Source organism: Flavobacterium adhaerens (genome assembly GCF_040045115.1).
Classification (GTDB): domain Bacteria; phylum Bacteroidota; class Bacteroidia; order Flavobacteriales; family Flavobacteriaceae; genus Flavobacterium; species Flavobacterium adhaerens.
Map to the genome: position 1 here is coordinate 102,544 of NZ_JBDLZX010000011.1, position 14,542 is coordinate 117,085.

General features: G+C 32.6%; 12 protein-coding genes. 10 read left to right on the top strand and 2 right to left on the bottom strand.

Annotated elements, in window-relative coordinates; genetic code table 11:
• Window positions 1-22 precede the first annotated feature (22 nt).
• From ABEB18_RS14600 to brxL, 4 genes are read left to right on the top strand one after another with little or no spacing between them, the layout of a single operon-like run.
• Complete coding sequence (locus ABEB18_RS14600) at window positions 23-370, top strand: helix-turn-helix domain-containing protein (RefSeq protein ID WP_348800052.1); 348 nt, start codon at window positions 23-25, stop codon at window positions 368-370.
• Complete coding sequence (locus ABEB18_RS14605) at window positions 370-1,662, top strand: type II toxin-antitoxin system HipA family toxin (RefSeq protein ID WP_348800053.1); 1,293 nt, start codon at window positions 370-372, stop codon at window positions 1,660-1,662. The genes ABEB18_RS14600 and ABEB18_RS14605 overlap by 1 nt, the downstream gene beginning before the upstream one ends.
• Window positions 1,663-1,671: 9 nt before the next feature.
• Window positions 1,672-4,224 (top strand): BREX-1 system phosphatase PglZ type A, encoded by a 2,553-nt coding sequence (gene pglZ, locus ABEB18_RS14610; protein ID WP_348800054.1) that lies wholly within the window; start codon window positions 1,672-1,674, stop codon window positions 4,222-4,224.
• Window positions 4,225-4,235: 11 nt separating this feature from the next.
• A complete protein-coding gene (gene brxL, locus ABEB18_RS14615; RefSeq protein WP_348800055.1) occupies window positions 4,236-6,248 on the top strand; it encodes a BREX system Lon protease-like protein BrxL in 2,013 nt (670 codons plus the stop codon).
• A gap of 117 nt (window positions 6,249-6,365) precedes the next feature.
• On the opposite strand, the gene ABEB18_RS14620 is transcribed toward brxL, so the two are convergent.
• The gene (locus ABEB18_RS14620) at window positions 6,366-7,820 is read right to left on the bottom strand and encodes a sigma 54-interacting transcriptional regulator (RefSeq protein ID WP_348800056.1); all 1,455 of its coding nucleotides are present in this window, start codon (window positions 7,818-7,820) and stop codon (window positions 6,366-6,368) included.
• 307 nt (window positions 7,821-8,127) lie between these two features.
• Between ABEB18_RS14620 and ABEB18_RS14625 the strand changes: the two genes are divergently transcribed.
• From ABEB18_RS14625 to ABEB18_RS14640, 4 genes are read left to right on the top strand one after another with little or no spacing between them, the layout of a single operon-like run.
• Window positions 8,128-8,400 (top strand): hypothetical protein, encoded by a 273-nt coding sequence (locus ABEB18_RS14625; protein WP_348800057.1) that lies wholly within the window; start codon window positions 8,128-8,130, stop codon window positions 8,398-8,400.
• Between the two features lie 7 nt (window positions 8,401-8,407).
• Window positions 8,408-9,424, top strand: a complete 1,017-nt coding sequence (locus tag ABEB18_RS14630) for a CBASS cGAMP-activated phospholipase (protein ID WP_348800058.1) — start codon at window positions 8,408-8,410, stop codon at window positions 9,422-9,424.
• A 4-nt stretch (window positions 9,425-9,428) separates the two neighbouring features.
• The gene (locus ABEB18_RS14635) at window positions 9,429-10,364 is read left to right on the top strand and encodes a cyclic GMP-AMP synthase DncV-like nucleotidyltransferase (protein WP_348800059.1); all 936 of its coding nucleotides are present in this window, start codon (window positions 9,429-9,431) and stop codon (window positions 10,362-10,364) included.
• Entirely contained in the window at window positions 10,357-11,010 is a 654-nt protein-coding gene (locus tag ABEB18_RS14640) for an SEC-C domain-containing protein (RefSeq protein WP_348800060.1), read from the top strand. The genes ABEB18_RS14635 and ABEB18_RS14640 overlap by 8 nt, the downstream gene beginning before the upstream one ends.
• 522 nt (window positions 11,011-11,532) lie before the next feature.
• On the opposite strand, the gene ABEB18_RS14645 is transcribed toward ABEB18_RS14640, so the two are convergent.
• Window positions 11,533-11,889 carry a hypothetical protein gene (locus tag ABEB18_RS14645; protein WP_348800061.1) on the bottom strand — a complete coding sequence of 119 codons (357 nt, stop codon included), beginning with the start codon at window positions 11,887-11,889 and terminating at the stop codon, window positions 11,533-11,535.
• 275 nt (window positions 11,890-12,164) lie between these two features.
• On the opposite strand from ABEB18_RS14645, the gene ABEB18_RS14650 reads away from it, so the two are divergent.
• Both ABEB18_RS14650 and ABEB18_RS14655 read left to right on the top strand, forming a co-directional pair.
• Entirely contained in the window at window positions 12,165-12,659 is a 495-nt protein-coding gene (locus ABEB18_RS14650) for a hypothetical protein (protein WP_348800062.1), read from the top strand.
• A 378-nt stretch (window positions 12,660-13,037) separates the two neighbouring features.
• On the top strand, window positions 13,038-14,471 hold the full coding sequence (locus ABEB18_RS14655; protein ID WP_348800063.1) for a DUF6734 family protein: 1,434 nt from the start codon (window positions 13,038-13,040) through the stop codon (window positions 14,469-14,471).
• Window positions 14,472-14,542: the final 71 nt, after the last annotated feature.

Below are 14,542 nucleotides of genomic sequence, written 5' to 3' on the forward strand. Positions count from 1 at the left end.
TTAAACCAAAATAAGACACTTTATGGATGATAAACAATACATTGACTGGGTTGCATCGAGTGATTTTGCACTGGCACAAACCATTGGAGCATTTGTAAAACACCATAGATTAGCACAAAATAAAACTCAAGAAGAGGTAGCTAATGCAGCAAACATAAGCCGATCAACATTAGGTCTACTCGAAAAAGGGGAAACAATTACAGTACCTACTCTTTTACAGGTAATAAGAGTGTTGGATTTACTTTATATAATGGACGTTTTCAAAATTCAAGAGCAAGTAAGCCCAATTGAACTAGCAAAAATGGACCAACAAAAAAGACAACGTGCTAGAAATAATGATACTGATAATTCAAAAAAATCAGACTGGTAATGATTACAACTGCTTTTATAAAAATATGGAATGAAACAGTGGGTGCTGTAGCCTGGAATGTAGAAACCCGAATAGCAAGTGTTGAATATGACTCTAAATTCATAACAAAAAATTGGGATTTGGCACCGTTGAAAATGCCGTTGACAGGGAGCAGTCGAAGAATCTTCTCATTTCCGGAACTGAAAGACATAAAAACATTCAAAGGATTACCTGGTTTATTAGCAGATGTACTTCCTGATGACTATGGAAACCAATTAATCAACAATTGGTTAGCACAAAATGGTCGTCCGGAAAACAGTATGAATCCTGTTGAAATGTTATGCTTCATTGGAACACGAGGTATGGGCGCACTTGAATTTGAACCTTCACAATTCAAAGTCAATAAAAGAGCATTTGATATCGAAGTAGATAGCTTGGTAAATATCTCGCAAAAAATGCTTCAAAAACGAGAAGGATTTGAAACCAATTTAAACAAAGACGAGCAGCAAGCCATGCTCGACATTCTTAAAATTGGAACTTCAGCGGGTGGAGCTCGTCCTAAAGCAATTATTGCATACAATGAAAAAACTGGACAAGTAAAATCTGGACAAACCAATGCGCCAAAAGGATTTGAACATTGGCTAATTAAACTAGATACGGTAAGTGATATTCAATTTGGAGAAAGCACAGGTTATGGCAGAATTGAAATGGGGTATTACCTAATGGCAAAAGCTTGTGAAATAGAAATGATGGAATGTCGATTGATGGAAGAAAATGGTAGAGCGCATTTTATGACCAAACGTTTTGATAGACAAGATGGCGATACCAAACACCATATCCAAACACTGTGCGCGATGCAACATTATGACTTTAATCAAATAACAAGTTTTAGCTACGAACAATTATTTCAAACCATGCGGTTGTTAAAATTACCTTATCCGCAAGCGGAACAGCTTTTTAGAAGAATGGTCTTTAATGTAATTGCTAGAAATTGTGATGATCATACCAAAAATTTTGCCTTCATATTAAAACAAAATGAAAATTGGGAATTGACTCCTGCTTATGATGTTTGCTTTGCCTATCGCCCAGAAAGTACTTGGGTAAGCCAGCACAATTTAAGTATTAATGGAAAAAGAAAAGACATCACAAAAGATGATTTATTAATTCTGGCAAAATCGATGAACATTAAAAAAGCGAACCAAATTATACAACAAACTAATGATGTAGTCAGGAAATGGGCAACATTCGCAGAAGAAGCCAAAGTAAAAAATGACTTTATGGAACAAATTAGTAAATCACATCTAATTTTATAACTAACACCAATGTTTGCAGACAAAGTAATTCAGACACTTGCAAAAAGTGATAAAAATAAACTATTCTACTTCGATGCTGATGGATCGAAAAGAGAGGAATTGACAGCTATTGAAAAAGAAGGGATAAAAGTAATTGAAGTAAATCAAAATTATTTTGATCTAAAATATAAATTGGAAATGGAATGGAGTAACTTAAAGGTATTTCTCTACCATCCTTTTGCAAAACCTGAAGGTGAAAAAGTAAAAAAATATCCTTTACTAGATTTATTGTCCGCCAACATCGAATTAAAACTAGATGAGGTTTCGGAGTTTATAACAGAATTCAGGTTACAAGAACAACATTCAAATCTAATAAATAAATATTTCAAACTCCTAAAAATAAAAGCTAATAAAAAAAAATTGGCTCGAATACTAGATCCGGAAAATTTTAGCGAGGATACTTTAAAAAAAGGATTAATCTCCATTTCATTGGAATTTAATGTGGTAGAAGACAAATTCAACTGCATGAACAAATGGTTGACATTAGCTTTAGACGAAAACAAGTTCAATAAAATAAATGGGAACCTTAAAGAATTAGAATTAGAGAGTGTGTTAATCAACTGGTTCAATAGTTTATTGGACACTAAAGAAGAAATGCTGTCCATAGAAGCGGCAAGCAACTGGATAACAAAATTAAAATATAATGTGTTAGTAGGCAATGCTACTAAAGTTATGGCTTCGGACACTTATAATTCATTAAAAATAAAACGCACAGCCGACAATTATAAATTACTGAAATTTTTTGAAGCATGGCAGAATAATCAAATTACTAACAAAGCAATTGAGCAACTATTTAATACACTAGGCAGCAAAATAAATACTATTGCTATATTAAAATGGTATGGCACCGAAATAGAATATGGTTATTATTCTGAAGAAATGATGGACACCGTAATAAAAACATTATACAGTGAAGTGATTTCTCAAGCATTGAAAACAAAAGAGGAATGTATTCGCTGGAGAAATGAGGAAACAATTTCAGAATTTACCAAGGATCAAATAGAGTTCCTATACTTTACAGCTTCGATGTATGGTATCCTTGAAAGCTATAAATCGTTCCGCTTTAATACATCAGAGGATTACATAAAAGAATACACGACAGAGTTACATAAAGTAGATTTCAATTACCGTAAAGCAGTGGTAGCTTTTGACAAAATAAGAGACCATTTAGAAGAGTACGAAAAAATAGTATTGCCCATTTTTGAAACACTTAACAATAAATACGATAGATTTCTAATAGACTTTAATAGCGAATGGCAAAAAGTATTGGAAGAAAATAAATTTAACTTCCATCAAATTGATTGCAATAAACAATTCAATTTCTACCAAGATAATTTAGGTGATGTTGATTATAAAATGGCAATAATTATTTCGGATGCATTTCGTTACGAACTGGGTTACGAATTGTACAATGATTTATTAGCAGACAGTAAAAACAACTTAACTATTCAGCCCTGTTTAGCTTCAATTCCTTCCTATACAAATTTAGGAATGTCAAACTTACTCCCTAATAAAGGAATTACTGTCGAAAAAGGGGAACAGGATTTAGTATATAAAATCAATGGCAAACCAACAAACAGCCAGTATCGACAAGCCATTTTACAGGAAGCGGTTCCAGATAGTGTTACTATAGATTATGCAGAAATTATAAAATTTGATAGAGATACTGGTAGAAAGTTTTTTATCAAAAACAAGTTAGTCTACATCTACCACGATTGGATGGATGCCATAGGTGATAAAAAAAGAACAGAACAAGAAACATTTGAAGAAACTTCAAAAGTAGTTGAACAAATAAAAAGACTGATCCAAAAAATATACGGTTGGAATATTTCTCATGTTTTAGTGACTGCAGATCACGGATTTTTATTCAACTACAATGAATTAAAAGAAAATGACAGAGAAAAGTTGCCAAAAGCAAATGGATACATCAAAGACAATTCTCGTTTTGTAATTAGTGATAGTTTTGAAGGCAAACCTGATGGATATGTGTTGGATATGAAAAACACAACAAACATTGATACCGATTTGAAAATTGCTATTCCAAGAGCTATTAACAGATATCGTAGACAAGGAAATATTGGAGTTCAGTTTGTGCATGGTGGTGCCAGTATTCAAGAATTAATAACACCGGTAATAAAATATTACAAACAAAAAAAGGAAACTACGGAAACAGTTTCTTTCAGAAGAATAGATAACGTCAATAAAATTATCACAGGAAATATTAGAATTTCGGTACTTCAAAACGAACCGGTGTCTAATGAATTAAAAAGTCTTGAGGTCACCATAGGTCTATACAATGATAAAGGGGAATTGCTTTCCAATGAAATTGAATTAAGCTGTAATGCTACCTCAAACAACCCAAAAGAAAGGGTGTTTGAAATCATTTTAACATTGAACACAATCGGTTCTAAAGCAGCATTTTGTTATTTAAAAGCGTTCGACACTAAAGACAAAAACAAACTCAATCCAATAGTATTAAACGACTTGATTACAATTAGCACCTTAATGGGAATGGATTTCTAATTAGAATAACTATGGAATTAAAAGAAAAAATAATAAAACATTTCGAAGGGAAAGTAGTCCGTAAAGACCTAACAGCATTGGTAAAAGGTAACAATCCAGTACCTGTATATGTGTTGGAATATTTATTAGGCCAAAATTGTGCCATTGATGATGAAGAGATTATTCAATCTGGAATCGAAAAAGTTAGAAATGTCATTCGGGATAATTACGTCCACCGTTCTGATGCAGAAATTGTAAAAGCAAAAATTCGAAATTCAGGTAGTTATAAGATAATTGATAAAATCAATGTTACTTTAAATGATAAATCAGCTAATATATATGAAGCTGACTTTGCTAATTTGGGATTACGTAAAGTGCCTATATCAGATAAAATGGTAATTGATAATCCAAAATTATTAAGTGGTGGTGGTGTTTGGTCTATCGTAACTCTAGCTTATTCTCATGAAGATGACATTAACATGAGATGGATAATTGCTGATCTAAAACCTATTCAGGTCTCAAATGTAAATTTAAACGAATATATCGATTTACGTAAGGAATTTACTTCAGAGGAATGGCTAGATTTATTGATGCATAGCATCGGTTTAAATCCGGAATCGTTTAACAAACGAGATAAATTTATTCAATTATCTCGCTTAATTCCACATGTAGAAAACAACTATAATTTTATAGAACTAGGCCCCAAAGGAACTGGTAAATCGCATATATTTTCTGAACTATCCCCACATGGTGTTTTAGTTTCTGGTGGTGATGTTTCTAAAGCTAGACTCTTTGTAAGTAACAATGGTGACAAAATTGGGTTAGTTGGATATTGGGATGTTGTGGCTTTGGATGAATTTGAGCAAGAAAAGGGAGGTAAACGTACTGATGGTGATTTAGTCAAGATCATGCAAAACTACATGGCAAATCAAAGTTTTAATAGAGGAAAAGAAACTTATCAAGCTACAGCATCGATGGCTTTTGTTGGTAATACAAAACACAATGTACCATACATGCTAAAGAACTCCCATCTATTTGAATCCATCCCTGACGGATATATTAAAGGAGCATTCTTGGATAGGATGCATATGTATATTCCTGGTTGGGAAGTTCGTATTTTAAAATCATCTGTATTTTCTAAAGAATATGGTTTTATTGTGGATTATTTGGCAGAATTATTACGAGAATTAAGAAAGTTTGATTTCTCTTCTGTACTCGATGATAAAATCACTTTAGACGGTTCTTTAACAACCAGAGATAAAACAGCTATTAGAAAATCAGTTTCCGGAATGGTTAAATTACTATATCCAAACCAAGTGGTGGCTGACGAAGAATTACTTGAGCTACTAGACTTTTGTGTCGAAGGAAGAAAGAGAGTTAAAGATCAATTGTACATTATTGATGAAACATTTAAATCAGAACCAGTCGAATTCAAATACACTATTAAAAAATCAGGAAAAGATGTATATCCTGAAACTTTAGAGAATTTAAATTATAAAGCTGCTGTTCAAGTCAAAGAGGATTCTGATTCAGAGGAAACAGATATTAGTTCAACTACCAAATCGACATTAGATTTAAAACCACATCAAACGATTTTGAAAGACAATCAAACTGGAATTTCTTATAAAAAATTATTTGGAGATTATTTAAAAGGGGCACAAAATATTACTATTCAAGATCCTTATATAAGGATGCCTTATCAGTTTAAAAATTTATTAGAATTCTGCATGATGTTAGGAAACAATAAAGCATTAGAAGATGAAGTCAATCTTGAAATTGTTTCATGGAATGATGAAACCCATTTAAGTGATTCCATAAGCTATTTCGAGGAACTCCAAGAAAGTGTAACTGATCTTGGTATAAATTTAACCTACAGAATGGAAAATCACCATGATCGCTTTATAGCTGCAAACAATGGTTGGAAAATAACATTAGGCAGAGGATTAGACATATTTGAAAAAATCGAAGGTCGCTTTAACGTTGCTGACCTAGATCAAACCAAAAGAAAATGTAAATCGTGTGAGATGACGTATTTAAAACTTTAATTAATAAACTTTTTAAATTAAATCTAGTAAAATATGTAAAAACATTAAAAAAGTATTAAGGTCTACGCATACTCTAATACTTTTTTTCTTACACACTTTATGGGATACTTCCTAAACTCAAAAATCATCAATTTTTATTTCATAATCCTTTATTTTCTTCTCTAACGTATTTATTACACAGCCTAATAACTTTGATGCTTGCTGCTTGTTTTTTGCTATTTTAAGAACCTTTATGATATGTAATTTTTCTGCCGTTTTTAAATCTAACTTAAATTCATCGGTAGGATTTAGCAGTCTTGCTGGTAAGGAATCGTGTAAAACAATATCATTATTAAAAACATAAAGATTTTCAATTAAGTTTTCCATTTCACGAACATTCCCTGGAAATGGATAGTTTAATATAAATTGTTTTACATCTTTTTCCAAACGTAATTTTTTTGATCTTTTAAATAACTTCCTTTTAGACTCTATGAAAAAATCAACTAATAATTTTTTTTCATTCATACCTCTATCCCGTAAAGGTGGTAAAGTTAGCTCTGTCACAGCAAGACGATAAAATAAATCCCAGCGAAATGTTCCTTGCCCACAGAGAATAGGGAGATCCTTATTTGTAGCGGCAATTATTCTAACATTAATTTTTTTTTCCTTCGTGTCTCCTATTTTAAGAATTTTTTTTTCTTGGATAACACGCAATAGTAATTGTTGCATATAAGGGGAAATATCACCTATCTCATCTAAGAAGATAGTTCCGCCTTGAGCTTCTTCGAGTAACCCTCTATGGTCTGCAACTGCACCTGTAAAAGACCCTTTCATGTGACCAAATAATCTTGATTCAAGTAACTCATCGGTAAATGCAGAACAATTTATGGCGATAAACGACTTGTCGTTTCTTACTGAATTTTGATGTATAAAATTCGCTAAATGTTCTTTCCCCGTGCCGCTTTCTCCATAAATTAAAGTTGTTACTTGATCAGCTTTAGCAATCATTTCAGCTCTGTCGTAAATTGTTTTTAATGTATCTGTAATTAAATATTCTTCCTTATGTTTTACGACACTCTCTTCTTTTATCACACTTCCACTAGGAATAGTGGATTTTAAAATCTGCATTTGTAACAATTCAGCTTTCCCAGTTTTAGAATGATTTTGGGGACGAACTTGAAATAATCTAGTGTTTAACAAACCTGACGCATGAATCAAGTACCATGAAATTTGCATTGCAGAGGTGCCAGGAGAATAAAATATATTTATGTCATCGTCTTTGCATTCCCTAAGTAATAAGCTTTCTACTTTGGTTTTTATTTGAGGGATATCAATTACATCTGTAACGTCCAAATATCGAGTCTCAATAGTTCGACCAGGATATTTTACGCTTAAAACAGTCCTTAGTTTTTCCACATATAGATCAGGATTATCTCCTTTCTCCGACGACAAAATAATATGTCTGTCATGGTCAAAGAAATCTTTGTGAAAATTAAAAGTAGGGCCATTTTCATTGATTCCATTAATCTGGTTTTTCGACGGGTTTCTGGTAAAATCATGCATGGTGGCAATCCATGAAATTAATGTTTTCATATCATTTTTTGATAATTATAAATCAAATATTGAAATAATTATTAACAAAAACAAGCTAAAATCGCTAAAATTTCACATGGCATGAAATTAGCTCTATGGGGAGTAATTAAATTAGAAAGGAGGTGTATAAAAAATGACAAAGAAAATGGCAACATATAGAGATGCAGGGACAGGGAAGTTCGTGACAAAAAGTTACGCGGATAAGCATCCAAAAACAACTGTAAAGGAAACAGTAAAAAAGTCCAAATAAATTCTCGGAGTTTTCTAGAAAGATAATTCCATTTTTAAACAGTAAATTTTTTAGAATATGGCAATAATAATCACTTACGACATTCCTTCCAAACATCGGGAATTCAAAGAAAAGATGTTTGAATTGGGTTACAAACAGGTTTTCAAAGATCAAAAAGGATTTGACGTACACTTACCAAACACAACTCTTTTACATCAGACAAAGACGGCGGCAGAAGCAAGAGATGATGCCAAAAGGATATGCTCAATCTTAAGCATCTCGCTTGAAAGATGCATATCGAGTCAATTTGGCCCAGATTGGGCAGCTATTTATGGAACACCATTAAAATAACAGTTATATGGAGAAAAATAAAAAATTCAAAATACTCTCTATTGACGGAGGAGGGATAAGAGGTCTTATCCCTGCCAAAGTCCTGGCCGAGTTAGAGGAAGAATTACAAAAGGAAGAACCAGACAAACCACTACATGAACATTTCGATCTTATTTGTGGGACATCTACAGGAGCAATCCTTGCAATAGGTCTTGCATTGGGTATTCCTGCTAAGGAGTTAGCCAATTTCTATGAAGATAATGCAAAAATTATCTTTCCGAGATTTATCTTTCGTTTTCTACCTCGCAAAAGTAGAGCATTCTTTAATGCAATCTATAGTAATAAGCAATTACTGAAAAAGCTAAGAGAGGTATATGCAGAAGCAAACGGTGGCAGAGATCCTCTGATGAACGATCTTAAAAATAAGGTATGCATACCTGCATTTAATGGAAATGATGGTGCTATTAATGTTTTCAAAACCAAACATCATCCAGAATACAGAAGAGACTATAAACTCCCGGCATATCATGTAGCGATGTCGAGTGCGTCTGCGCCGGTGTATTTTCCGCCCCACACCTTTTCATTTAAGAACGAGTTTGGAGAAGGAACTAATATCAATATGATCGACGGCGGGATATTCGCTAATAATCCTGCATTGATTGGCGTCTTCGAAGCGACTGATAAACTTGATATCTCTATCGGAGACATAGCGATCTTATCACTAGGTACAGGCCAAGGAAAACAAATAATAAAACGCTCGTGGCGTCCAAAGAACGTATTTGATTGGTTATTTCCGAGCCCCAAGTTAGTCGATTTGGTATTAGACACACAAGCGCAGATCACTGAACAATATCTTCTCTTCTTGCAACGCGCTCTGAGCAAAATAGGGAATACATTCAGTCATTTACGTATCCAGTATGATATGAAAGGTGACAACATAGAATTAAACTCCTCCAAAAAGAAACAGATAGATAGAATGAAGTCTATTGGGGAGGAATTAGCAAAAAATAGATTAACAGAAATTTTAACTTTTTTAAAACAATAACAAAATGGCAAACTGTCACAATTTATTTCAGGATTATCATGGTAATATATCCATAGGTTCGAAAAAGAACGAGAAAATGAAAAATTCGAAAGAAGGTCTTCGAAAAAGAATTAGGGAATGGTTTAAAGCAAATCATCCCGAGTATGTACCATATTTCTATATACAAGGATCTTATAAGATGAAAAACGGCATCCGCACAACGGAAGATATCTGTGATTTAGATGATGGTATATATTTCTTTCGTGCGCCAGATGTAACTGCATCAACCCTTAAAGATTGGGTTAGACAAGCTGTAGATGGTTATACTAATGTTGCTGCCGAGAATCGCAAAAAATGCATCCGCACTATTTTTTCAAATGATTATGAAATAGACCATCCAGTCTATTGTAAAGAGGATGGCAAAGAATACCAGATAGCAGTCAATGGGATAGGTTTTGAAGATAGCGATCCTAAGGCAGTAGTAACTTGGTTTGTTTCCAAAAAGGATAAAGATGGCCGATTATTACGAAACGTCAAATATCTTAAAGGATGGGCTGACAATCAAAGTTTTAAAATGCCTAGTGGTTTAGCTCTGACTATCTTAGCTACTAATGCTAAAGAATTAATTGTTTTAAATGAGCGTGATGATATTACAACACGTGATATTCTTAAGGAAATCAAAAAAGAGCTGAGTAAAGATTTTAAATGTATAGTCCCTGCTGTACCGAATGATAATTTACTGGAAAACTATGCAAACAAAGAAAAGTTTTTAGAGGCACTGGATAAATTCATAGCGGATGCAGACTCTGCAATTCGTAATACTAATCAAAAAGAAGCCAGCAAACTATGGCGTAAAAATTTAGGTGATAGATTCCCTATCGGTGAGGATAAAGAAGAAAATCTCTCTTATAGTGCAGCAGCAGCGGGTGCAGCAACTTCATATCCATTTTGTTATGAATAAGTCATACGATAAATTCGCTAAAGAAGCACTTGAAGCTATCAGTAATTTTCCCGATTTACGATTACGTATTCGGGAGGATTCTCTTCCATACCTCGCTGGTAATCTCATTCTTTTAGATGAGAATGATGTGATGTATGATGAATATTCTATAAGAATAGAATGCCCGAACGACTACTCAAATAGTTTTCCTTTAGTATATGAAACAAACCAACGATTACCGCACAATATTGATTGGCATATTTATGGGGATGGTCATTTTTGTATCTGTACACCCATTGAAGAGTACGTTTACTGTGCAAAAGGAATTACGCTTACCAGTTTCATCCAAAATCAAGTTCTTCCTTATTTGCATAATCAGAGTTTTAGAGAGAAAGAGGGTTATTTTCTCAATGAAAGATCCCATGGCTCGATGGGAATCTTAGAATCTCTATATGATATTTTACATGTTAATGATTTAATGAAAGTCTATTCTATACTTGTGTATATTTATAAAAACAGTAAGCCATCACGTACCTCAAAATGTTTTTGTGGAAGTGATAAAAAGTACAGGCATTGTCATAAAGAAGCATATGAAGTTCTAAAAAGCATTGGTCAAGAGAGGTTGTTAGGAATTATCTCATACTTAAAAAAACTTCACAGCATCTAACAGACCACTACGATTCACACTAGACAAAAAATTAACTCCAATATTGACAATCTCTATATCTACTCTATTTCACTTAATTATTTAATCCCAGATTACACAATAGAAATTTCAAATTGAGTATCCGATTATATACATGCCTGATGTCACTCGTCAAACCCAGCTTGCTGTCCAAAATCTCAAAAGCTCTTCCTTAATTGGTACTGAATCTTTCTATCGTTACTTTAAGGATCAGTATATGATCGATATAGATAGAATACCACCTGTTGTAGGTATCTTTATTTATTTCATCTTTAAACCTTTTCTAATACCTCATTTAATAGTTGTCGCATTTCCTCCAATTCACGTTTCTTGTCTGTCGTTTTTTCCCTGTTTGCCTTCACTTACTGTTCAAGTGAAGCGTAACTGCCCCTAAGAAATAAGGCTCACGATGCATTTCTATTGATAGGAATGTTCAATAACCTTTCTAAATCCTCAGCAAAAAAATCGACATTTGTTCGGGCGAGGCTACAAAAAAACAAACCCTTAAATATCAATTGTTTGAGTTTTTTTTATTGATGTGATTTTAGTAAAAAAAATAGACCAAAATAAAAAAGTGAGGAATTGGAGTGAGGAATCTTCTCCAAATATTTTTATTTCAACAGCCCCTTTTTCAACTATTAATAAAATTTGAGGGCCTATATAATATGGCTCCAATACCTTTGTAGTTGAATGTGATGTTAATAATCCTGTTTCTTTTTGCACGACTTGATACATCCAAGTGATATTGGATTTGGAACTAGCTACTTTGAATGCAACAATTGAAACGGAAAGGTTGAATTTTCTAAAAGCAAATTCTTCAAGAATATACATCGCTTTACTAGGACAATTGGCTGCACTCAAAGACTATGATTGCAGTAAAGGTTTATCGGTGTGATTGCACCTAAACTTGCAACTCAAATAATTCATTCTCAAATATTGGAAAATCTAAAGGAAGAAATTGAAAAAAAGAATAGATGCAATTAAAACCAAAAAATATACTCACATTGATTATTTTGAGGGTTTAACAGAATTACCTACTGAGGAATTAAAAAAACAACAAATAGAATATGAATAAAAGAGCTATAAAGTTCCCCAAAATGCTATAGCTACACTTCAAAAAAACAAAGAAATGCTTATTGAAGGATATTTCCCTTGAAGAACTTTCTTTCGCAGTCGACCAAGTATTTGTTTACTGGGAAGATTTGGCAGCAATTATAATTGACTTTCCAAAAATAGTCAAAGAATGGTCAAATAAAAGTTATTTAGAACTTGACAAAAGTTTATCTATTAAACCATTAGACAAGGAACTTGCAGAAAGGTTTGCACAAAAAAATCAAACAATATCTGATTGTAAATCTATTTTAAAATCTTTAATAGACAGATTTTATACTCAAACAACTTTTACACGTGTGAGCAACTACATAATCATTAAAGACCTTGAAAAAGGATTCACTGCCGATAAAATTCCTTCTGGTGGTATTGTGTTAGATTCCAGTCATTGTATTGCTACTCTGTATAATGAAATACTTCTATCACACGACCAGCATTTAAATGCTTCAGTTGACTACTGGTTCAAGCAATTAAAAAAAGATGCTCGATTATTCAGAGAGACAGCAAAAAATTTAAACTAACTAAAACGACAAGTTGAAAATAGACTTAAGCACAGTTAGAATAATCGCATTAACAATCTATATATGAAACAATTGTAAGATATTATCTCGTTCATAACTTAATTGTTCAGTTTTTCATTTGAAATTGCGGTTATAAGTTTTACAATTTTCTTACATGATCTACCAATTAAGATTTTGTTCTTTACTAAAACTCCACTCTAAGTTAATAGATCCAACTTACTGAAGCTGATTTACGGAACAATCGTTAGGAACAAAAAAAAATACGAAAAATACTGTATTTTAGAAAAATTATTATAATTTTATGATGTATTTTTTTTCATAAAATAAATACATCAATTAAAAAATAGGTAATGTATATTTTATAAATAGAATCTTAATATGAAGATTATTCAAAGTTTTTGGAGCGGAGGTAGAAAGGATATTTTAGAAGATAGCTTCGGTTGGGTTTCTCCAAAATACCATCTGATGGGATGGGCTCTCAGCGTGCATTTACTGTCAAAGCATTATAAAGTAGAATTATATACCGACAAAGTTGGATATGAACTTTTGATAAATAAACTTAAATTGCCATATGCAAAAGTTCATGTCGTGATGGATGATCTCAATAAATATGATAAAAACTTATGGGCTCTAGCAAAAATTTATGTGTACTCTCTACAGGACACCCCTTTTTTGCATATTGATGGCGATGTTTTCATATGGGAAAAATTCTCAAAAGAACTTTTAAACGGGAGACTTATTGCCCAAAATCTTGAATCTTCTACACTGTACTACGAAAGCAACATGAAAGATCTTGAGAAGCATCTACCTTATTTTCCTGATGAGATAATAAAAGACAGAGAGAATATAAAAACTATTTATGCCTCAAATGCAGGAATATTAGGAGGAAGCGATATTGTTTTTTTTAAAGACTATACAAAAAAAGCTTTTGAATTCGTAGATAGAAATTATGAGCATTTAAACAAAATTTCCGCATGGAATTTCAATATCTTCTTTGAACAGTATTTATTCTATTGTTTAGCAAAGAGTATAAAGATAGAATACTTATTCCCAGAAATAATTGAAGATAATGGTTATAAAGGTTTTGGTAATTTCGAAGATGTTCCACATACGCGCACATTCCTTCACCTGTTAGGTACATTCAAAACTGACCTAACCACATGTGAAAAGATGGCTTTAGTACTTTTAAACGAATTTCCTAATACATATTTAAATGTCCTAGAAGTTTTTGGCAATAAAGAGGCCCAATTTTATTCTGATAAACTTGTAGGCAAAACTTTCGATAATATTAATTTTGCATCATATTTTAGGTCAGAACCATTACTAAATAGGTTTTATAAAACAGGCAAACTGATGCGTCAAATACATCAAATCCAAAAAAAAGAATCAAATTTACCTGCTATTTTCGGATCAATGGAAACTATTGAAGATGAGGTAGTGCTCTTAAAGAATCCTGAACTTGAAAAAACTTATGAATTAGAGAAAAATATATGCAATTATTTAAGCTCGTTGGATCAGGTTGATATCGATATTCTAATGGAACGCAATCTTAGTCTAATTCCTAAATTTTCATCTTTTTTCAATAATGCCATTGACTTTAACTCTATTTGCGTTAAAGCGGAACCAGTCGCAAAAATCCTTAATGCTCCATACCTGTATAGTGATGACTTTAATTTGTTCGAGGAAGAACCAGCTGATAAAGAGCTTTCAAGACTCATAATTGCAAATATCGGCAGTCCGTATTATTCGGAAATAATTATTGACGATTTAGAAGAAGTTATTTTAGAAGAATTATTTAATAAGAAAATCTGATTCTCCGCAAACACACCTAATATTTTTAGTATATTAGCGCTCAAAAAGCAGGGATTATGAACATATTCAGT